18 protein-coding genes are annotated in these 21,264 nt (G+C 70.3%); 10 read left to right on the plus strand and 8 right to left on the minus strand.

The features are described 5' to 3' along the window. Positions 1–194: 194 nt before the first annotated feature. The 5 genes from IG98_RS0101670 (at position 195) to IG98_RS0101690 (ending at position 4,556) form a co-directional block, all read left to right on the plus strand. Complete coding sequence (locus IG98_RS0101670; RefSeq protein ID WP_030904372.1) at positions 195–986, plus strand: alpha/beta fold hydrolase; 792 nt, start codon at positions 195–197, stop codon at positions 984–986. Continuing rightward, positions 983–2,233 (plus strand): LLM class flavin-dependent oxidoreductase, encoded by a 1,251-nt coding sequence (locus IG98_RS0101675; protein ID WP_030904374.1) that lies wholly within the window; start codon positions 983–985, stop codon positions 2,231–2,233. The genes IG98_RS0101670 and IG98_RS0101675 overlap by 4 nt, the downstream gene beginning before the upstream one ends. 130 nt (positions 2,234–2,363) lie before the next feature. Then, positions 2,364–3,245 (plus strand): TIGR03619 family F420-dependent LLM class oxidoreductase, encoded by an 882-nt coding sequence (locus tag IG98_RS0101680; RefSeq protein WP_030904376.1) that lies wholly within the window; start codon positions 2,364–2,366, stop codon positions 3,243–3,245. 112 nt (positions 3,246–3,357) lie between these two features. Continuing rightward, positions 3,358–4,182, plus strand: a complete 825-nt coding sequence (locus IG98_RS0101685) for a HipA family kinase (protein ID WP_037969110.1) — start codon at positions 3,358–3,360, stop codon at positions 4,180–4,182. Continuing rightward, complete coding sequence (locus IG98_RS0101690; RefSeq protein ID WP_030904380.1) at positions 4,179–4,556, plus strand: DUF3037 domain-containing protein; 378 nt, start codon at positions 4,179–4,181, stop codon at positions 4,554–4,556. Before IG98_RS0101685 ends, IG98_RS0101690 begins: the two co-directional genes overlap by 4 nt. Positions 4,557–4,703: 147 nt before the next feature. Here IG98_RS0101690 and IG98_RS0101695 read toward each other — a convergent pair whose 3' ends face one another. From IG98_RS0101695 to dxr, 4 genes are all read right to left on the minus strand, one after another. Next, on the minus strand, positions 4,704–5,546 hold the full coding sequence (locus IG98_RS0101695) for a GNAT family N-acetyltransferase (RefSeq protein ID WP_030904382.1): 843 nt from the start codon (positions 5,544–5,546) through the stop codon (positions 4,704–4,706). 67 nt (positions 5,547–5,613) lie between these two features. Then, positions 5,614–7,224, minus strand: a complete 1,611-nt coding sequence (locus IG98_RS0101700; RefSeq protein ID WP_063766147.1) for an alpha/beta hydrolase — start codon at positions 7,222–7,224, stop codon at positions 5,614–5,616. Between the two features lie 279 nt (positions 7,225–7,503). Further along, positions 7,504–8,670: a flavodoxin-dependent (E)-4-hydroxy-3-methylbut-2-enyl-diphosphate synthase gene (gene ispG, locus IG98_RS0101705; RefSeq protein ID WP_030904387.1), complete on the minus strand. Its 1,167-nt coding sequence runs from the start codon at positions 8,668–8,670 to the stop codon at positions 7,504–7,506. 35 nt (positions 8,671–8,705) lie between these two features. After that, complete coding sequence (gene dxr, locus IG98_RS0101710; protein WP_030904390.1) at positions 8,706–9,890, minus strand: 1-deoxy-D-xylulose-5-phosphate reductoisomerase; 1,185 nt, start codon at positions 9,888–9,890, stop codon at positions 8,706–8,708. A gap of 193 nt (positions 9,891–10,083) precedes the next feature. Here dxr and IG98_RS0101715 point away from each other — a divergent pair, with 193 nt between their 5' ends. Next, positions 10,084–11,175 carry a trypsin-like serine peptidase gene (locus IG98_RS0101715; RefSeq protein ID WP_030904391.1) on the plus strand — a complete coding sequence of 364 codons (1,092 nt, stop codon included), beginning with the start codon at positions 10,084–10,086 and terminating at the stop codon, positions 11,173–11,175. Between the two features lie 79 nt (positions 11,176–11,254). After that, entirely contained in the window at positions 11,255–12,295 is a 1,041-nt protein-coding gene (locus tag IG98_RS0101720) for a trypsin-like serine peptidase (RefSeq protein ID WP_030904392.1), read from the plus strand. A gap of 157 nt (positions 12,296–12,452) precedes the next feature. Here the strand turns inward: IG98_RS0101720 and IG98_RS0101725 are convergent, their stop codons facing one another. Beyond that, entirely contained in the window at positions 12,453–13,880 is a 1,428-nt protein-coding gene (locus IG98_RS0101725; protein ID WP_030904393.1) for an aldehyde dehydrogenase family protein, read from the minus strand. A gap of 214 nt (positions 13,881–14,094) precedes the next feature. On the opposite strand from IG98_RS0101725, the gene IG98_RS0101730 reads away from it, so the two are divergent. Then, the gene (locus IG98_RS0101730; protein ID WP_030904394.1) at positions 14,095–14,730 is read left to right on the plus strand and encodes a TetR/AcrR family transcriptional regulator; all 636 of its coding nucleotides are present in this window, start codon (positions 14,095–14,097) and stop codon (positions 14,728–14,730) included. A 42-nt stretch (positions 14,731–14,772) separates the two neighbouring features. On the opposite strand, the gene IG98_RS0101735 is transcribed toward IG98_RS0101730, so the two are convergent. Beyond that, positions 14,773–16,281, minus strand: coding sequence for a PucR family transcriptional regulator ligand-binding domain-containing protein (locus IG98_RS0101735; RefSeq protein WP_030904395.1), 1,509 nt, complete (start codon positions 16,279–16,281; stop codon positions 14,773–14,775). A gap of 90 nt (positions 16,282–16,371) precedes the next feature. On the opposite strand from IG98_RS0101735, the gene gabT reads away from it, so the two are divergent. Then, on the plus strand, positions 16,372–17,724 hold the full coding sequence (gabT, locus tag IG98_RS0101740) for a 4-aminobutyrate--2-oxoglutarate transaminase (protein WP_030904396.1): 1,353 nt from the start codon (positions 16,372–16,374) through the stop codon (positions 17,722–17,724). Positions 17,725–17,969: 245 nt separating this feature from the next. Next, complete coding sequence (locus IG98_RS0101745) at positions 17,970–18,209, plus strand: hypothetical protein (protein ID WP_030904397.1); 240 nt, start codon at positions 17,970–17,972, stop codon at positions 18,207–18,209. Between the two features lie 53 nt (positions 18,210–18,262). Here the strand turns inward: IG98_RS0101745 and IG98_RS0101750 are convergent, their stop codons facing one another. Together IG98_RS0101750 and IG98_RS0101755 are read right to left on the minus strand one after the other, a co-directional pair. After that, a complete protein-coding gene (locus tag IG98_RS0101750; protein ID WP_030904398.1) occupies positions 18,263–19,489 on the minus strand; it encodes a saccharopine dehydrogenase family protein in 1,227 nt (408 codons plus the stop codon). Between the two features lie 186 nt (positions 19,490–19,675). Then, positions 19,676–20,998, minus strand: a complete 1,323-nt coding sequence (locus tag IG98_RS0101755; protein WP_157594102.1) for a type 2 periplasmic-binding domain-containing protein — start codon at positions 20,996–20,998, stop codon at positions 19,676–19,678. Between the last annotated feature and the right edge of the window lie 266 nt (positions 20,999–21,264).

The following is a 21,264-nucleotide window of genomic DNA, read 5'->3' on the forward strand; positions in this document are numbered from 1 at the left end:
CTTTCCCGTATCCCCGCCGTCCCCCCAGGTCACCGAGGGAACGTGCCGGCCAAGCGGACCCGCTTGGTTAACCAAGCGATTGCTCGTTTATCATCCCTAGGGTAGCTTGCTCACGTCACCAAAGACGAGGCGTTCACCGAGCACGGCTGAGCACCGCGGCCGGCGGACACGGCAATCCTCACGGGAGGACGCTGATGGCGTTCACGGATCTGGGCGACGTCCGGCTGTTCCACACCGACGACGGCTCCGGCGACACGACGCTGTTGCTCGTCCACGGTCTGGGCGCCGACTCCCACGAGTGGGTCCACCACATCCCCACCCTCGCCAGGGACCATCGGGTGATCGCGGTGGACGTGCGCGGGCACGGCTACTCCTCCGCGCCCGAGACCGGCAACACCCCCCGGCGGATGGCCGACGACCTCGCCCGGCTCTGCACCACCCTGGGGGTGGAGTCGTGCGTCGCCGTGGGCCACTCGATGGGCGGCCAGATCGTCTCGCACCTCGCCGTGGAGTACCCCTCGCTGGTCAGGGCGCTGGTCACGGTCGATCCCGGCTACGGCTTCACGGGCGCGCTGAGCGAATACCTCCCCACCCTGATCGAGCGGATGCGCGAGGACGTCGTGGGGGTCTCGCTGCGCAACGACGAGTGGACCCACACCGCCGCCACGCCCGAGTGGCTGCGCGAGTGGCACCGGCGCCGGATCCTCGCCACGCCCCCGCACGTACTCCTCCAGGCCTTCGAGGCGATGTTCGGCGGCCCGGACGCGCTCGGCCTGCGCCCCAACTCCGACGACTACCTCGCGCGCCGGGCCTGCCCGGTGCTCACCTTCTGGTTCGACCCCGCCCAGGCGGCGTGGGAGGCCGGGCTGTTCAAGGACCCGCACTCCAAGGCGGTCGTCTGGGAGGGCAGCGGTCACCGGCTGCACGAGGAGCGTCCGGGCGAGTTCCTCATCGTCGTCACCAACTGGCTAAGGAGCCTGCCGTGAAGTTCTCGTTGATGCTCAACCCGCAGATCCCCGGCTCGGGCTACAGCCAGGAGGAGAACGCGAAGGCCAGAAGGCCGATCGGGCGCGACACCGAGTCCTACCAGAAGCTGCTGGACGAGGTGCGCGAGATCGCCGTCCACGCCGACCGGATCGGCTTCGACGCGCTGATGATGACCGAGCACCACTTCCACTCCGAGGGTTTCGAGTTCTCGGTCAACCCGCTGATGTTCCTGACCGACCTGGCGGCCAGGACCGAGCGCATCCTGCTCGCCCCGCTCGGGCTGGTACTGCCGGCCTGGGACCCGATCAGGGCGGCCGAGGACGTGGCCCTGCTCGACCAGTTCAGCAAGGGGCGGCTGCGGCTCGGCGTGGCCCGCGGCTACCAGAACCGCTGGATGAACGTGCTGGGGCAGCGCTGGCACACCTCGGCCGCCAGGTCCGATGGGTCGAGCTCTGACAACCGCAACTTCGACGTGTTCGGCGAGGTGCTGAACATCATGAAGATGGCCTGGACCCAGGAGACGCTCCGCTACAAGTCCGACGTGCTCGACTACGAGGTCCCCTCGCCCTTCGACGGGATCGAGGGCTGGGCGGCGCAGGAGTGGACGAGGACGTTCGGCGCCCCCGGGGAGCTCGACGAGAACGGGAAGATCCAGGCGGTCTCGGTCTGCCCCCGGCCGTACCAGAACCCCTACCCGGAGCTGTGGCAGCCGTTCACCATCTCCGACCGCTCGGTGATCAGGGCCGCACAGGAGGACATCCTGCCGTGGATGTTCACCCCGAACCCCGACGACCACGCCGCCAAGGCCAGGCTCTACCAGGAGGAGTCGGCCAAGTGCGGCCGTGACTACAAGCTGGGCGAGCACACCGGCATCCTCAAGATCGTCGGGATGGCCGGCACCAAGGAGGAGGCCATCGCCACCTACGGCAAGAGCATGCAGAAGGACTTCGCCGCCTTCTTCGGGCCGTTCGGCTACCTGGAGGTCCTGCGGAAGAAGGAGGACGACAGGCACCAGCCGATCAGCCCCGAGAAGGGCGACTTCAAGCGCATGAACGAGGTCGAGATGGCCCTGCTCGGCGGCCCCGACGACGTCAAGCGCGGCATCCAGCGGATGCTCGACCGGATGCCGGATCTGGAGTGGTTCGGCCTGTTCATGCAGGGTCAGCAGGGCGTCCTGCCCCTCGACACCGTCAAGCGCAACCTGGAACTGTTCGCCACCAAGGTCATCCCCGAGTTCTCCGACTGACCTTTCGCTGATTCGGCCCTCCAGAGGTCCCCACCCTTCGGGCGTCTCCGGGGAGGAAGGACAGGGACGGCACCCGGCTACCCCGGGAACATCTATCGAAATTTCAGCATTTCGGAGCCTGGGAGGATCCGTGCAGTTCTGGCTTGGCGCGTCGTTCGTCGAGACCGGCCAGTTCGTCGAACTGGCCAGGGCCGCGGAGCGGTGCGGCATTCACACGCTCACCCTGTCGGACCACATCTTCTATGCCGACTTCGAGTCGCCCTATCCCTACTCCAGCACCGGCGCCCCCCGCTGGAACGCCGAGACGCACTGGCCGGACGTGTGGGTGACGATCGGCGCTATGGCCGCCGTCACCACCACCCTGCGCTTCGCGCCCAACGTCTACATCGCCCCGGCCCGTGATCTGTTCACCGTCGCCAAGCAGGTCTCCACGGCCGCGGTCCTGTCCGGGAACCGGGTGACCTTCGGCGTCGGCGTCGGCTGGTGCAAGGAGGAGTTCGTCCAGACAGGCCAGGACTTCCACACCCGGGGACGCAGACTGGACGAGATGATCCCGGCCCTGCGTGAACTCTGGGCCGGCGGCACCGTCGCCCACCACGGCACCCACTACGACTACGGCCCGCTCTCGATCTCCCCGGTACCCTCCGCGCCCGTGCCGTTCTTCGTCGGCGGCGACAGCGAGGCGGCGCTGCGGCGCGCGGCCAGAACGGGTGACGGCTGGATGGGCAACCGGATCTACACCGAGGAGCGGCTCGACCCGGTCCTCGCCGACCTGCGGCGCTACCTCAAGGAGTACGGCAGGGCGGAAGACGCCCTGCAGATCATCGCACCACTCGCGGTCATGCCCGACGCCGCCACCTACCGCCGCTTGGCCGACAAGGGGGTGACCGGAACGATGGCCGCGCCCTGGTGGCTCGCCACCCCCGAGGAGAAGGCCAGGTACGGCGAGGGCATCGAGCTCAAGGTCGCCACCATGGAGCGCTTCGCCGAGGAGGTCGTCTCGAAAATGTGACGCCTCGCCCGACGCGCACGCCCGGCACGGCACGACCTCGTACAAGGCCCCGTACCGGGCCCGCGTGCCGGGTGGCAGGTCGCCCGGCGGCCCGAGCCGATAGCCTGGCCGGGTGCTCGAAAAGATCAAAGCCACCCGTTATGTGACGCCCCTGCGGGAGGGCGGCTCGCTCCCCGGGGTCATGGAGGCGGACGACCTCGGCACATATGTCGTGAAGTTCCGCGGCGCCGGCCAGGGCCGCCGGGTCCTGGTGGCGGAGATCGTGTCCGCCGGGCTGGCCCGGCGTCTCGGCTTCCGCACGCCCGAACTGAAGGTGATCGACGTCGACCCACGGCTCGGCGCCCGTGAGCCGGACGAGGAGATCCAGGACCTGCTCAAGGCCAGCGAGGGCAACAATCTGGCCGTCGACTTCCTGCCGGGCGCGCTGGGCTTCGAGCCGCTGGCCTGGCCTCCAGAACCCGATTTCGCCTCCCGCCTGCTCTGGTTCGACGCGCTGATCCACAATGTCGACCGGAGCTGGCGCAACCCGAACCTGCTCCTGTGGCACGGCGACACCTGGCTGATCGACCACGGCGCCGCGCTCTGGTTCCACCACAACTGGCCCTCGGCCGATCCGCTGCGCGGTTTCGACGCGCGCGACCATGTGATGGCCCCCTTCGCCACCCGGATGTCCGAGGCCGACGCCGAGTTCAGCGAGAAGATCACCCGGGACCTGCTCGACGGGGTGGTGGACGAGGTTCCCGACGAGTGGCTGGAGGACGAGCCGGGGTTCGACGGGGCGCAGGCCGTACGGCAGGCGTACGTCGAGCACCTGCTGACCCGCGCCCAGGGCCCGCGCACCTGGCTGCCGGCCCCCTCGGCCGCCTCCGGCCAGGACCCGGTGGCTCAGCAGGGAAAGCCCGGCTCGGTGGGCGCGTTCTGGAAGGACACCCGGTGAAGGACGTCTACGAGTACGCGATCATCCGGATCATCCCCCGGGTGGAGCGCGGCGAGCTGATCAATGCCGGCGTGCTGCTCTACTGCCAGCCGCGCGGCTACCTGTGCGCCCGCGTGGAGCTGGACGAGGCACGCCTGCGCGCCCTCGACCCCCGGGTGGACCTCGACGGCGTACGGCACGCGCTCGACGTCTACCTGCGCTCCTGCGGCGGCGACGAGGGACCGCTGGCCGCGGAGCCGCCGGGCAGCCGGTTCCGCAGGCTGACCGCCCCGCGCAGCACGATCGTGCAGACGGGCCCGGTCCACGCCGGTCTCACCGCCGACCCGGAGGCGGAGCTGGAACACCTCGTGACCTGCCTGGTCCGCAGCCCCTGAACCGAGACACGAGTGAGCGTCCGGTCGTCCAGGCGCACGGTCTCGACCTCGGTCCGCCGGTGGCCGAGTCGCTCGCAGACCGGCACCCCGGGGTCGTGGGAGAACGTCGCGCGGGCCGGCGATCCGCCTGGAGCGGCGGGACGCCGGTCAGAAGAGCACGGACATGAAGGTGCCGACCTCGACGAAACCGGCCCTGCGGTAGGCGGCCCTGGCCGGGGCGTTGTAGTCGTTGACGTACAGCGAGACCACCGGCGCGAAGTAGTCGAGCGCGTGCTTGACCACCGCGGCCATCCCGGACACCGCGTGGCCGCGGCCACGCAGGTCGGGGTGGACCCAGACGCCCTGAATCTGGCAGGCGTGCGGCGTCACCGCGCCGATCTCGGCCTTGAAGACGACCCTGCCCCCCTCGATGCGGGCGTACGACCTGCCGATCCTGATCAGCTCGGCGACCCGGGACCGGTAGAGGGCTCCGCCGTCCCCCAGCTCGGGGGAGACACCCACCTCCTCGGTGAACATCGCCACGCAGGCCGGCAGCAGGATGTCGAACTCGTCGGGCCGGACCCGCCGCACCAGCGGGTCGGCAGGGAGCGGCGACGGCTCCGTGGCCACCATGAGCGGCTGCGCCCAGCGGATCGCCCGGGCGGCTCCCCAGTGCGGCTCCAGCCGCTCCCAGAGCACCTCGACCGCGTCGGCCGGGCCGACGATCGAGGAACAGCGGCGGCCCTGCCTGCGCGCGCGTTCGGCGAAGGCGTAGACGGCGTCGGTACCGGCGTTGACCGGAACCAGGTTCGCCCCGGCGTAGCAGAGGGAGGTCAGGCCACCGCGCGGCCCGAACCCCCACATCTGGCCACCGAGTCTGGCCGGATTGAGCCCGACCGAACGGACTCTGGAGGCGACGAAAACATTACCGACGGGGTCGATGTCGAGAAGCGCCAGGACCTCGTCTCGATCGTTGTCGTCGAGCACGCGCGACGCCGTTGTACGCAGCATCACACGCTCAGCCTACGCGACCCCCTCGATTTTGGCAGGAACCAACACAGAGCATCTCATCTACCTGCTAGATCGCCCCTCCCCCCGGATGCCCGGCGGGCACCCGGACGGGCGAGGGTCCGATCACCGGCACGGGCACCGGCAGCGGCAGGCCGGGGCAACGGGCGTCCGGGCTGCCGGGGTCCTGCCGTGCTCCACCGGGGAGGGTGCCGTCCCGCAGGTAGGCGGCCAGGCGACGGTCGACGCAGGCGTTCCCGTTGAGCGAGATCCCGTGGTTGCCACCCGGTACGGCCAGCAGCCGGGAGCCGCGGAGCAGGGTACGCATCCGCAGCGCCCCCGCGTACGGGGTGGCGGCGTCGCGCTCACCCTGGATCAGCATGACCGGGGGCAGCCTGGTGCTGTCGTGCACCCGCACGGGGGTGCCCCCCTGCACGGGCCAGAACGCGCACGGCGCGTTGTACCAGGCGTTGGGCCAGGTGAGGAAGGGCGCCCTGACGTTGGCCCTGGTCATGTCCGTGCGCCAGCGTGTCCAGTCGCGCGGCCAGGCGGCGTCGCGGCACTGCACCGCCAGGTAGACGGCGTAGCTGTTCTCATCCTTGGCGTCGTTCTCCGCGTGCTTGCGGTAGGCGTTGAGCAGGAGTGCCGTCTCCCCCTTCTTGACGTAGGCGGAGAAGGCCTTGGCCAGCTGCGGCCAGATCGCATCGGAGTAGCCGCCGACGGTGTAGAGGTCGTCGAGCTCGCTCGGGCCGACCACTTCCGCCGCGGGGTGGCCGCCCAACCGGGTACGCATGGCGTCCCAGGCGAAGGAGACGGCCCTCTCAGTGGTGCCCAGCCGGTAGACCGGATTGTGACGGGCGATCCATTTGAGGAATTCCCGGTGCCTGCCCTGGAAGGCGATGCTCTGGCTGAGGTTCGAGCGGTACCAGATACCGCGCGGATCCACCACGCTGTCCAGGACGAGCCGGCTGAGCCGGCCGGGAAAGAGTGTCGCGTAGACCGCGCCCAGGTAGGTCCCGTACGAGTAGCCCAGGAAGCTGATCTTCGACTCGCCGAGCGCCTCCCTGATCAGGTCCATGTCCCTGGCGGAGTTCTCCGTGGTCATGTGGGGCAGCATCCAGCCCCAGCGGTCACCGCAGGCCTGGGCGTATTCGCGGGCCCGGTCGATGAGCGTGCTCTCGTCGCGCCTGGTGACCGGCACCTGGTCGGGACGGGGCGGCCTGTAGTACTCCGCGGGATCGACACAGCTCAGCGCGGGCTCGCTGGCCCCCACCCCGCGCGGGTCGAAACCGATCACGTCGAACCGGTCGGCCAGGCCGCCGGGAAGCCCTGCCACGACGCCCTTGACCAGATCGCGACCGGACGCCCCGGGACCACCCGGATTGACCAGCAACGCGCCGAGACGGTCGTGGGTGGCCCTCCCCCTGATCCGGTTCAGGGCGATGTTGACGGTCTGGTACGGGTTGGCGTAGTCGAGCGGCACACTCAGCGTGGCGCACTCCATCCGGCTGTCCGCCCGCGGCGCTGGAACGGACGGCGTCACTCCGGGCACCGAGGCCCCACCCTCGCAGGGCCCCCAGACCAGCCCCTCCCTGCCCTGGGCCACCGCCCCCTGCGGCACTCCCACCGCGGCTGCCAGCATCGCGATGCTCGCGGCAATCCCGACGACCCTCTTCTTCACTGTGTGGTCCCCCTACTCGTACGGCAGAGGCGATGGTCTCCCGGAGGCGGCGCGATTCACCCGGGACACAACCGGATATCTAGCAAAGTGTAGTCAGATGATTGCTAAGTGTAATGATCCCAGGTCGGGCGGCACCTCCGGACGGACCAGCAGAACGCCACAAACGGCCACGGAGGCTACGCAGACCGGAGATCTCCGGCGGAGAGCCCCCGCAAAAGGCGCGCCCCCGGCGGCGAGAGAGCGACCGGGGGCGGACAGGTTCGGGAAGCGGGACGGTGCCTAGCCGACGACGACCTGGGCGCCCGTGACGTCGTCGTCGAGGTCGACCTCCACGCCCATCTGCTCGGCGAGACGCAGCGCCTCCTCGATCAGGGTCTCCACGATCTGCGACTCGGGAACGGTCTTGATGACCTCGCCCTTGACGAAGATCTGGCCCTTGCCGTTGCCGGAGGCGACGCCGAGGTCGGCCTCGCGGGCCTCTCCCGGGCCGTTGACGACGCATCCCATCACCGCGACGCGCAGCGGGACCTTCAGCCCCTCCAGCCCCGCCTGGACCTGCTCGGCCAGGGTGTAGACGTCGACCTGGGCGCGCCCGCAGGAGGGGCAGGAGACGATCTCCAGGCCCCGCTCGCGCAGGTTGAGCGACTCCAGGATCTGGTTGCCGACCTTGACCTCCTCGACCGGCGGGGCGGACAGCGACACGCGGATGGTGTCGCCGATCCCCTCGGCGAGCAGTGCCCCGAAGGCGACGGCGGACTTGATCGTGCCCTGGAAGGCCGGGCCCGCCTCGGTGACGCCGAGGTGGAGCGGGTAATCACACCGGGCGGCGAGCAGGCGGTACGCCTGGACCATCACGACCGGGTCGTTGTGCTTGACGGAGATCTTGATGTCGCGGAAGCCGTGCTCCTCGAAGAGCGAGCACTCCCAGAGCGCGGACTCCACCAGCGCCTCGGGGGTGGCCTTGCCGTACTTCTGGAGCAGGCGGGGGTCGAGCGAGCCGGCGTTGACGCCGATCCTGATCGGCACGCCGCGGTCGGCCGCGGCCCGCGCGATCTCACCGACCTTGTCGTCGAACTTCTTGATGTTGCCGGGGTTCACCCGGACCGCCGCGCAGCCCGCCTCGATCGCGGCGAAGACGTACTTCGGCTGGAAGTGGATGTCCGCGATCACCGGGATCTGCGACTTCCTGGCGATGGTCGGCAGCGCATCTGCGTCGTCCTGCGAGGGGACCGCGACCCGGACGATCTGGCAGCCCGAGGCGGTCAGCTCGGCGATCTGCTGGAGCGTCGCGTTGACGTCGGCGGTGACCGTGGTGGTCATCGACTGGACGGAGACCGGCGCGTCCCCGCCCACGGGGACGGAACCGACCATGATCTGACGAGATATGCGTCGCTCGGCGATCGGCCGGGTCCTTACGGACGGGATTCCGAGAGCAACAGAAGTCATTTTCAGCCCTTGAAGAGTCGACGACGCTCACCAGTCTAGGCAGTCCCGGTGAGCTCCCGTGCCCTTATGCGTGCCCAGGAGTCGGCGTCGAGCACCTCGGCCACCGAGCCGGCCTCGGTGACGGTGTGCTCGGAGACCACCGAGGCCACGGTGTCGACGATGCCGAGGAAGGGCAGCCGACCGGCCAGGAACGCCTCGACGCAGACCTCGTTTGCGGCGTTGTAGACGGCCGGTGCCGTGCCGCCGGCCGTGCCGACGTGGCGGGCCAGCGCGACGGCGGGGAAGGCCCCGTCGTCGAGCGGCTCGAACGTCCAGGTGTGGGCGGCGGTCCAGTCGACGCCGGGCGCGGCGTCGGCGACCCGCTCGGGCCAGCCGAGGGCCAGCGCGATGGGCAGGCGCATGTCGGGCGGGCTGGCCTGGGCGATGGTCGAGCCGTCGACGAACTCGACCATCGAGTGGATGACCGACTGCGGGTGGACCACGACGTCGATGCGCTCGAAGCCGATGTCGAAGAGCAGGTGCGCCTCGATGACCTCCAGGCCCTTGTTGACGAGCGTGGCGGAGTTCACCGTGATCACCGGTCCCATCGACCAGGTGGGATGGGCGAGTGCCTGCTCGGGGGTCACCTCCGCGAGATCCGCGCGCGACCTGCCGCGGAAGGGGCCGCCGCTCGCGGTGACGACCAGGCGCCGCACGGCGGAGGCGTCGGGACCGGTGGGGCCCGCCGCCCACAGGCACTGGGCCAGCGCGGCGTGCTCGGAGTCGACCGGGATCAGCTGGCCAGGCTTGGCCAGGCGCTTGACCAGTGGCCCCCCGACGATCAGCGACTCCTTGTTGGCGAGCGCGAGCGCCCGGCCGGCCTCCAGCGCGGCCAGCGTGGAGGTCAGCCCCAGCGCGCCGGTGATGCCGTTGAGCACGACGTCGGCGGGCCAGGAGGCGGCCTCCGCCACCCCTTCCTGGCCGGCCAGCACCCGCGCGGCCACTCCGCGCGCGGCCAGGGCCGCGCGCAGTTCCGGCACCGCGGCGGGATCGGCGACGGCGACCACGTCGGGCCTGAACTCGGCCGCCTGCCCGGCCAGCAGGTCGATCCGGCCACCGTAGGCGGCCAGCGCGACCACCCGGAACCGGCCGGGGTTGCGGGCGATGACGTCAAGGGACTGGGTCCCGATGGACCCGGTCGAGCCGAGCAGGACGACGGAGCGGACGGTGTCTGACTGCACCGTCCCATTCTCCCGGCTCGGGCCGCGCTGTCGAATCGGCCTCATCCCGCCGGAAATCTGTTAGGCGAGAAACACGCGATAAAAGGCGATATTTAAGTCCGAATTTCGTCATATCAATAGCTGTAAATCTTGAGAAATACGTACGTACGGCGCACTAGCTTCCCGGAACAGCAACGGGCCTCGGGAGGTACATATGCGACGCACAGCACGACTCATCCCTCTTCTCACCGCGGTCGCGGGAAGCACTCTGCTCACCGCGACGATCGCGCACGGCGCCACGGACACGGGTGCGGGTGCGGGCGGCCCTGGCAGGGGCGGGGGCGTCACCGCGGCGCGGGCCGTTCCCCAGCCGGTCGAGAAGGAGGCGGCCGACACCAAGGCGGAGCAGCGGACCGTCCAGCGCTACTGGACGGAGGCCAGGATGGAGGCGGCGCAGCCGCTCGCCACCCTCGTCCCGGAGAAGGACGGTGCCCGCCTCACCTCGGCGGCGATCGCGGCGCAGGCCGCGGCCGACCCCGTCTCCATCCCCGCGACCACACCGAACGGCGGGACCGTCCCGGCCGCCGGCATGGCCGCCAAGGGCACGGCGGCCGTCCGCGCCTCCACCGGCGCGCCGTGGACCCGCGGCGGGGCGATCGCCAGGACCACCGGCCGTGTCTTCTTCACCTACCAGGGCCGCAACGCCTCGTGCTCGGCGAACGCGGTGACGAGCGAGAACAGGAGCACCGTGATCACCGCGGGGCACTGCGTGCGGATGGGCGGGGCCTTCCACAGCAACTGGGTGTTCGTACCGGGATACCAGAACGGCGACCGGCCCTACGGCACGTGGGTGGCGACCACGCTCTACACCACCCCGCAGTGGAACAACACCGAGGACATCAACTACGACGTGGCCTCGGCCGTGGTGGCCCCGCTGAACGGCAGATCGCTGACCGACGTGGTCGGCGGCCAGGGCGTCTCCTTCAACCAGTCGCGCCGGGCACAGATGCACTCCTTCGGCTACCCGGCGGCCAGCCCCTATGACGGTTCCAAGCTGGTCTACTGCGCCGGACGCGCCTTCGACGACTTCCTGATGTCCCGCGACATCGGGTTGAACTGCACCATGACCGGCGGGTCAAGCGGCGGCCCCTGGTTCCTCGGCTTCAACGAGAGCACCGGCCTGGGCACCCTGAACTCGGTGAACAGCTTCAAGTACGACTTCGCCTCCGGCTGGATGTTCGGCCCGTATTTCGGCACCGACGCGCAGGCCGTCTACGAGGCCGCCCAAACAACCGGCGCTTCCTGAGAATCACCGGGCCCTCGACGACCTCGAATTACCCTAAAGTAACCACAGAAACACTCTCCGTAGTGCAAACTCGGTTTTCATGACCCCAAGCCTCCCCCTGCTTGCGGCCGCCCCGCTCCTCGCCGGGCTGCTGAGCGCCCCGATGACCGGCGTGACGGCCACCTGGCAGACGGCCGCCGAGCCCGGGCAGCGGGCCGTGAACATCCCCGCCCTCACCGCGAAGGTCGCGACGCCCGGCATGCCGGACGTCGTCGAGCGCACGATCGCTCCCACCGCGTCGGAGCGAAGGCGCGCACTCGACTACTGGACCCCCCGCCGGATGGCCTCGGCGCTCCCCGTCGACCGGCTCTCGAAGACCACCGGGCTGCTCGGGCGGCTCTTCGCCCGGGCCGACCGGGGGGTCGCTCTCCAACGGAGCCCGAACGGCGCCGCCGCACGCACCTCCGGCGCCCGCTGGACCTCCGGCGGAATAGTCGAACGCACCACGGGGCGGGTGTTCCTGACCATCAAGGGCAGTGACTTCGTGTGCTCGGCGAGTTCGGTCAAAAGTGCCAACAGGGACCTGGTCGTGACCGCCGGTCACTGCGTCAAGGACGGCGCCGGCGCCTGGGCCGAGAACTGGACCTTCGTCCCCGGTTACTCCCAGGGCCGCCGCCCGTACGGGCAGTACACCGCGCGCCGCATGTTCGTCGCGGGTCCCTGGTCGCGCGACGGCGACGACAGCCACGACATCGGCATGGTGGCGGTCAACACCGATGACGGCAAGCACCTCGGCGACGCCGTCGGCGGTCAACAGATCGCTTTCGGCACCCCCAGAGGGCGCCCCACCAGTGGTTTCGGCTTTCCCGCCGACTCGCCCTACGACGGTGAGCACCTGGTCTACTGCGCGGGCACGCTCCGCGACGACCCGAACGGGCAGACCGGTGACCAGGGGATGCGCTGCGACATGACCGCCGGATCCAGCGGGGGCCCGTGGCTGAGCGGCTTCGACGCCTCCACCGGTCGCGGCACGATCGTCTCGGTCAGCAGTTTCAAGTACAGCGACGACCACCGCACCATGTACGGCCCCTACTTCGGCGACTCGGCCAGGGAGCTCTACACCATGGCCGCAACGTCATGACAGCGGCGGACGAGGCGCGGGACGAGATGGTCGAGGAGGTCGCGTCTCCGGTGGGGGGCGGCGCGGGTCTCGTCGACGCCGGGAGCCGCGCCCGGTTCGGAGGGCCGTCACCGGCGAACCGGCCGCGGGATCCCGCGGCCGGTTCGCCGGGGCGGGCTCAGAGGGTCAGGCCGGTGAGGACCATGACCTTCTCGTAGGTGAAGTCGGCGATGGCCGAGCGGATGCCCTCGCGGCCGACGCCCGAGTCCTTGACCCCGCCGTAGGGCATCTGGTCGGCGCGGTACGACGGCACGTCACCGATGATCACTCCGCCGACCTCAAGCTCCCGGTTGGCCCGGAAGGCATTGTCGAGACTGCGGGTGAACACCCCGGCCTGCAGGCCGTACTTGGAATCGTTGACCGTGGCGAACGCCTCGTCCACTCCGGACACCGTCTGGACGATCATCACGGGGCCGAAGACCTCCTCGCAGGAGACCTTGGCGTCGGCCGGCACGTCGGTGAGGACCGTCGGCGCGACGGTCGCGCCGTCGCGGGTGCCGCCGGCCAGCAGGCGGGCACCGGCCGCGACGGCCTCGCCGACCCACTGTTCCACGCGCTCCGCGGCCTCGACGGACACGAGCGGGCCCACCTGCGTCTTCTCGTCGGCGGGGTCGCCGACGACCAGGGCCTCGACGGCCGGGACGAGCCTGGCCACGAAGTCATCGCGCACCGACGCCTCGACGATCACCCTCTGCACGGCGATGCAGCTCTGACCGGCCTGGTAGTTGGAGAACAGGGCGATCCGCGAGGCGGCCCAGTCCAGGTCGGCGTCGGCGAGGACCACCGCGGCGGCGTTGCCGCCGAGTTCCAGGGTCACGTGCTTGCGCGGGACCGCCTCCAGGATCGCGTACCCCACGGGAGCCGATCCGGTGAAGGAGACGACGGGCAGGCGCGGGTCCTCGACCAGCCCCGCGGCGCGGTCGTTGGGCACCGGCAGGACCGAGAACATCCCCTCCGGCAGGTCGGTCTCGGCCAGGATCTCGCCCAGGACCAGCGAGGAGACCGGCGTCGCCGGGGCGGGCTTGACGATGATCGGGGCGCCGACCGCGATCGCCGGGGCCACCTTGTGCGCCACCAGGTTGAGCGGGAAGTTGAACGGGGTGATGCCCAGGATCGGGCCGTGCGGAACCCGCGAGATGTAGGCGAGGCGGCCCGCGGAGGCGGCCTCGGTGTCCAGGCGCATGGTCTCGCCGCCGAGGCGACGGGTCTCCTCGGCGGCGAACCTGAAGGTGGAGATCGCACGGCCGACCTCACCGCGAGCCCAGAAGATCGGCTTGCCGTTCTCCTCGCTGATGAGGCGGGCGATCTCGTCGGCACGCTCGGCCAGGCGGCGCGAGACGTGCGCGAGGGCGTCGGCGCGCACGTGGATCGGGAGCGCGGCCGCCTCCTTCCGCACGGCCGCCGCGGCGGCTACGGCCTCCTCGACCTGGTCGGCCGTCGGCACGGAGCAGACGGCGACGACTCGGCCGTCATGCGGATTGGTCACGGTGAGCTCGGTGTCGCCTGTGGCGGGGCGGCCGGCGAGCCAGAAGGGGCGCACGTCCATACCTCGACGCTATGTCACCTGCGACGGCGTGGTCTTACTCCACTCCGCACAAGATCCTGGTACCGGCACACCTTTCCGGCCAATAGTCCGTTCATCCCGGCCCTGTAACGAAAAGAGGGGCATTCGGGGATATTCCTTACATGGCGCCGGTTTAAATGATCTTCATCATGGCTAAGTCACCGAATGAACACTCAGAGCGGAAGGGCGTGGGCGCATGACCTCCTCGGCGCCGCGCGGCCTTCAGGGCGCGTATCTCCTCGGTGAACGGGCCTCACACGACGAACTGCGCGCCAGACTGCTCGACGTCGCCAGCCAGTTGCTGGTCACCATCGGCCCCGAGAGCCTGTCGATGCGCCGCGTCGCCACCGAGGCGGAATGCTCGACAACGGTCATCTACACCATGTTCGGCAGCAAGGAGGGCCTCGCCGAGGCTCTGTACCTGGAAGGCTTCGAGCGCTTCCGGCGGCGCCTGGAGGCCGTGCCCCCGCGCAGGGACGCCCTGGAGCACCTCACGGCGCTCGGCCCCGCCTACCGGGAGGCCGCGCTGGACGAGCCCGGCTACTACGCCCTGATGTTCGAGCGCGCGATCCCCGGCTTCGCACCGAGTGAGCGGGCCAGGACCCTGGCCCGCGCGGCGCTGAACATCGTCGACCGAGTGATCGCCGACTGCATCTCGGCCGGGTACATCGTCCCCACCCAGCCCAGGAAGATCGCCGATGCCGTGTGGGCCGCCGCCCAGGGCGCGATCAGTCTGGAACGTGCCGGGCACCTGCGCGACAGCAGCACCTACGACACGGTCATCCAGGCCGTCATCTCCCGCTACCTGGTCGCCGGCGTCTCCCGGGCGTGACCGGCCTCCCCACCTCTCCGCAGGCGGAGCCCCCGCCCCGGCTCACCGGGCGGACCCGTCACCCGGGGCGACGGCCAGGGCGACCCAGAGTTCGGCGCGGGCCGCCGGGTCGTCGAGGTCACGGCCGACGAGTTCGGCGACCCGGCGCATGCGGTAGCGCAGGGTGTGACGGTGCACTCCGAGCCGCTGCGCCGCCGCGTCCCAGTGACCGTTGCAGTCCAGGTAGGCCCGGAGGGACTCCAGCAGATCCGCGCGCGAGCCGTACCTCCTGAGCGGGGCGAGCAGCGCCGAGGAGAACGCCGCCGCCGCGTCGGAGTCGAGCAGGCAGAGCAGTCCCCGGCCCGCCAGGTCGGCGAAGCGCATCACCGGCACGGCGCCGCGCCTGGCCGCGGCGAGCGCCTGGTATGCCTGGTCGAGCCCGGTGCGCAGATCGTCGAGACCGGCGGGATCGCCGACCCCGACGGGGCCGTGCTCGCCGAGCGCCGCGGCCACGGCATCGGCCCGCGAGTCCGGGACGAGCAGGACCACCCTGTCACCGTCGGCGTCACCGGCCGCGTCACCGTCGGCCGCCGCGAACTCGTCACCCGCGGTCTCCAGCACCGCCTCCCGCTCGCCGGCGCAGGCGATGGCCACCAGCGGCCCGGTGGGAAGCCGCTCCCCCAGCCGCTCCAGCGTCTCGCACCCGGCGTCCACCTGCCCGGCCAGCAGCAGCCGCAGCACCGCCGAGCGAATCCGGCGCTCGGCGGCCAGGTACTCCCTGCCGTGCTCGACGGCGAGCGTCAGCAGGGATCCCGCGGCGTTGACCACGGTGTGCGCGACCGGGGTGAAGGGCCGGCCGAGGCCGACGGCGAGGAATCCCCTGACCCGGCGGGCCCCGAACGGTTGCACGATGACGTGCTCCCGGGGCGAGGAGAAGGCCGCGCTCGCGGGCGCGCCACGGTTGGTGATCTTTCTCAGCCGTTCCAGCTCGGGGCCGAGGTCCTCGGCGGCGCCGGCCGAACCCCGGCCCGCCGCGTGCCGCACGGCCCCCGCCTCGTCGAGCAGGATCGCCCAGCCGCCCAGCTCGCGGGCCAGGCGGTCGATCACCGCGCGAGGCCCCTCCGGGCGCAGGGCGGCACGGGTGAGACGGCCCTGGGCGGCGAAGGCGCGGCTGAGCTCGTCGTACTGCTCCGCGGCGAGCAGTTCGCTGACCGCCTTGCCGATGGCGACGAACGGGATGTCGCGCGGCACCTCAAGCAGCGGCAGCCCCGCCCGGGTGGCGGCCTCGACCAGTTCCGCGGGGATCGTCTCGTGCCCGAGCCCGACACCGAATCCGAGGCCGGCGACCTCCCTGCCGACCAGGCGCTCGACGTAGGACGCGGCGTTGCCGGCGTCCAGGCGCATGCCCGTGGTGAGGACCAGTTCCCCGCCCTCCAGGAACGGGGTCGGATCCTCCAGTTCACTGACCGCCACCCAGCGCACCGGCCGGTCGAGCGAGTCCCCACCGGCGAGCACGCCGAGCCCGAGCGGCGACCGCCGGACGACGGTGCGCAGCGTCGGCGCCACAGCCACCCCCGTTTTGTACGTTACGTCCAGTGTTCCCCGTCAATTTTGACATAGTGCATCATCGGCACACCGACATCCACCACATACCTTCACATCATGAGCACCGTCACCGAGGGCGGCCCCTCGCTTCCGCAGGAACGCCGCATCGTCACCGAGATCCCCGGCCCGAAGTCCCGTGAACTGTTCGCGCGCAAACAGGCCTCCGTGCCCCCGGGCATCGGTACCACCCTGCCCGTCTTCGTGACGCATGCCGGAGGCGGTGTGGTTGTCGACGCCGACGGCAACTCCCTGATCGACTTCGGTTCCGGCATCGCGGTGACCAACGTCGGCAACGCCGCTCCGCGCGTCGTCGAGCGGGTGCGCAAGCAGGTCGCCGACTTCACGCACACCTGCTTCATGATCACGCCGTACGAGTCGTACGTGCAGGTCGCCGAGAAGCTCAACGAGATCACCCCCGGCGACCACGAGAAGCGCACCTTCCTGCTCAACAGCGGCGCCGAGGCCGTGGAGAACGCGGTCAAGGTCGCCCGCCAGGCCACCGGCCGCCAGGCGGTCGTCGTCTTCGACCACGGTTACCACGGCCGGACCCTGCTGACGATGACGCTGACCGCCAAGAACATGCCGTACAAGCAGGGCTTCGGCCCGTTCGCCCCCGAGGTCTACCGGGTGCCACTGGCCTACCCGTTCCGCTGGCCCTCGGGCCCGGAGAACTGCGCCGAGGAGGCCGCCGCCCAGGCGATCGACCAGATCACCAAGCAGATCGGCGCGGAGAACGTCGCCGCCGTGGTGATCGAGCCGATCGCCGGCGAGGGCGGCTTCATCGAGCCCGCCAAGGGCTTCCTGCCGAGGATCGCGGAGTTCTGCCGGGAGAACGGCATCGTCTTCATCGCCGACGAGGTGCAGACCGGCTTCTCCCGTACCGGCGACCTGTTCGCCTGTGAGGACGAGGGCATCGTGCCCGACATCATCGTCACCGCCAAGGGCATCGCGGGCGGCCTCCCGCTGTCCGCGGTCACCGGCCGGGCCGATCTCCTCGACAGGGTTCACGTGGGTGGTCTGGGCGGCACCTACGGCGGTAACCCGCTCGCCTGCGAGGCGGCACTGGGCGTGCTGGAGACCATCGAGGCCGACGACCTGACCGGAAAGGCCCGCCGCATCGGCGAGACCATGCTCCCCCGGCTGCGCGCCATGGCGGAGCGGAACCCGATGATCGGCGACGTACGCGGCCGGGGGGCCATGATCGCCATCGAGCTGGTGGTTCCCGGCACCAAGGACCCGCACCCCACGGCGGCGGGCGAGATCGCCAGGAGGTGCCACGCCGAGGGCCTGCTCGTACTGACCGCGGGCACCTACGGCAACGTGCTGCGCTTCCTGCCGCCGCTGGTCATCCCCGACCACCTCCTGGAGGAGGGGCTCACCATCCTGGAGAAAGCCATAAGCGAGGTCTGACGGTTTAGATACCACCAAATAGGGCACCCGGCTTGATGCTGAGTGCCCTATTTGCCGTTATACGGCCCGCATGTAGGCCGTGATTTAACCACCACTTGACACCTACCACAACGGTCACGGGTCGTGATCGCGTTATAACAGTTCCGATATGGAAGTGCTCGATCACCACAGGAAACGTGTCGGCATCCTCCCCACGGCCGCGCCGCGGGAGAGAACCAGGGGTCTCCACGCTGGAGGAATTTAAAATGAGTTGGCGGCCGGCCAGAACGGCACACGACACGATGACCTTCGACCCCGAGGGGCTGACCCGCACCCAGCGTGAGGGCGACGCCTGCGTGGCCTGTCACAAGAAGTGGCCCCGCCCGCGCATCAGAATCGGCCGCCTTCCCGACGGCAACGCCCTCTTCGCCTGCCCGGAGTGCGCGGAGGCACTGCTGCCGCAGGACGACACCCACTCCCTCCCTCGCCGCGTCGCCTTCTTCTAGACCTCCGACCCCACACCGTCCCGAAGCGTGAACGCGAAGGAGGGCGCGGCGCGTCAGGCCGACAGGAGTGCCGCAGTGGTCTGGTCGCGCATGCCCCACGGCGAGCCGTAGGCGTTGAGCAGTTCCAGGAAGGGCACCGCGTCGAACGCCTCGGGGCCGAGCACCCCGGTGCCCGACCAGGCGCCGGTGGCCAGCAGCTCCAGGGCGACCACCGGGTGCACCGCCGTCTGCCAGACCACGGCCTGGCAGCCGTACTCCCGCATCGACCACTCGTTGTCGACCACGTGGTAGAGGTAGACCTCGCGCGGCCGTCCGTCCTTGCCCACGCCCTTCACCCAGGTTCCGGCGCAGGTCTTGCCCCGCATCCGGTCACCAAGCGTGGCCGGGTCGGGGAGGCTGGCCGCGACCACGTCGCGCGGCGAGGTCTCGACACCACCCACCTTGATCTTGCCCGCCCGGTCCAGGCCCAGCTTGTGCAGGGTCTTCAGGACTCCGATGAACTCCTCGCCGAGACCGTACTTGAACGTCACCCGCCTGGCGTCGATGTAGCGCGGTACCAGGAGCACCTCCTCGTGCTCGACATTGACGCACTCGACGGGCCCGATCCCCTCGGGGAAGTCGAAGACCTCGGGCTCACTGAACGGCTCGGTGGTGTGCCAGTCGCCGTCCTCCCAGACCACCGGCGGGTTGAGGCACTCCTCGATGGTCGTCCAGATGGAGAACGTCGGCGCGAAGTCATAACCCTCGACCACCAGGTTGGAGCCGTCGCGGACACCGATCTCCTCGATGCTCTCGAAGAGGTGCTCGGCGGCGTAGCGCGCGAAAACGTCGGCCAGCCCAGGTTCCACGCCCATGCCGACCAGCGCCAGCCCGCCCCGCTCCCGCCACGCCTCGCCGAGGGCGAACTGCTCGTCGCCGAGCTTCACCCCGGTCAGCTCGTACGGTCTGCGGGGATGGGGGCGCGAGAGCGACATCGCCATGTCGAGGTAGTGGGCTCCGGCGTTGAGCGCCGCCTCGAACAGGGACATGGTGAAGCGGGGATCCACCGCGTTGAAGAGCACGTCGCAGCGGTGCTCGGTGAGGGCGGCCTCGACCGCCACCCGGTCGGAGGCGTCCAGTCCGATGGCACTGAAACGCGGGTCCGCGATCCTGGCCACCACGGCGGCGGCCCGGTCCTGCTGGGAGTCGGCGACCACGATGTGTTCGAAGAAATCTCGGCGTGCGGCGATCGGGACGACGGCGGAGCCAACGCCGCCCGCTCCAACGAGGAGGATTCTCATGGCGACCAGCCTACCCACTGACTGGTCGACCAGTCGATATTAGGAGCATGATTTTCCCACTGAATCCATCGCCAAAAACGATCAGAGCAACGAAAAACATAGCTTGTTACTGGGATCGCCGACATAGAGAGGTAGAGGGAACATCGCGGAGCCCCTTTGGGGGCGAGGAGGCGACCGCGGCCGGCCTCAGTCGGAGATCTGCGGCTTTCCAGGCCCGGAGGATGCCCGCAGGCTCTTCCAGCGCTCCGCCCAATCGGCGTAGTCGGTGCACTCCCCGCCCAGGCCGCCGCAGTCCCTCACCGGGCGGGTGGCGAAGAGGACGTCGCGCAGCCGGCGGTTGTCACGCACCTGGTACACCTCGCACATCCGGCGGGCACGCCCGCCACACGCCTCCGGATTGGCCGGGGCGAGACCGGTCCAGGCCGCGGCGGGACGCTGCGCCCGCACCGAGCCCATCCAGTTCAGCCACCGGTAGGCGCAGTTCGGGCTGGCCGGCTTGGCCGCGAGCATCCACGAGTCGACCCACCCTGTCGCCGGGACCCCCTTCAGCACCTTCATCGGCCGGTCCGCGCGCTGGAAGAGGTCAAGGTGGTAGGGCAGAACCTGGGCGATTCGCACCCGCTCCGCCGACAGTGCCCTGACCAGGTCGAGCAAACCGTCCCAGTAAACCCGGTCGGGGCCGTCGCCCTCGGCGAGGAGCCCCATCGCGGCGTCGAGCTGGGCGGGGGTGAGCTGGAACGGATCCTTGATCTTCAACTGGGGGCGCGTCGCCTTGAGGGCGAGCGCGGCGTCGGCGATGCTCAGCGGGCTGTTCCTGATCGCCGCCGGAGCCGTCCCGTAGAGGGCAAGGGGTCCCCGCGGCCCGTCCCCTTCGCGGGCCACCCGGTTCACCCCCCACAGGTAGGGGATGCCGTAGACCTTGCCGTCCTCGCGCAGGCCGGGCAGCTCGCGCAGGCGCTTGGGGATCCGCCGGTAGTCAGCGACCAGCGCGGTGTCGAGCGGCGCGACCTTCCCCTGCTCCACCAGCAGACCGGCCAGGTCGGGGGCGGCCGAGAGCACGTCGTAGCCGCCCTGGGCGAACCTGTCGGCCATCTCCTCGCTTGTCCTGACCCGGTCGAGCTTGACGACGCAGCCGCTCTCCTGCTCGAAGGGCGTCAGCCAGTTGACCTGCGAGCTGGCCCCGCCGTACTCGACGTACCCCTGGAACGTGAGCACCCGGAGCATGCCCTCGCCCTTGCCGATGGACGCCGACGGTGTCGGGCTGGGGGTGGCTTCGGACCCGGAGCCGGGCGTCGTGACGGGCGTGCCGGAGAGTGTGGCGGAGGGCGTGGGGCTCCGCACCGGCGGGGTCGCGCTCGCGCCCCCCGTCTGGGCCAGGGCCGCGAGCACCAGGCCGCCCGCCCCCAACACCGCCCCGAGACGCGCGCGACGGAGCCTGTCCCTGCCCACGAGGCCCACGAGGTTTCCTCCCGACGTCGCCACCGATCTGCCCGGGAGCCTACCGGCCATCCTCTGCCTCCTGCGGCCCGTCGGGGGTATGCGCCCCGACCCGCGCCACGGCAGAGATGTCAGAACACGCGTGAGGCCCGCGTCCCGGCAGGAGGGACGCGGGCCTCACGGTTCAGGGGCCGGTGGTTACGGGACCGCTAGCCGTTGGTGGGGAAGCCGAGGTTGACGCCGCCGTGGCTCGGGTCGAGCCAGCGGGAGGTGACGACCTTGCCCCGGGTGTAGAAGTGCACGCCCTCGGTCCCGTGCACGTGGGTGTCGCCGAAGAG

It is taken from the genome of Streptosporangium amethystogenes (assembly GCF_000721075.1).
GTDB lineage: Bacteria > Actinomycetota > Actinomycetes > Streptosporangiales > Streptosporangiaceae > Streptosporangium > Streptosporangium amethystogenes.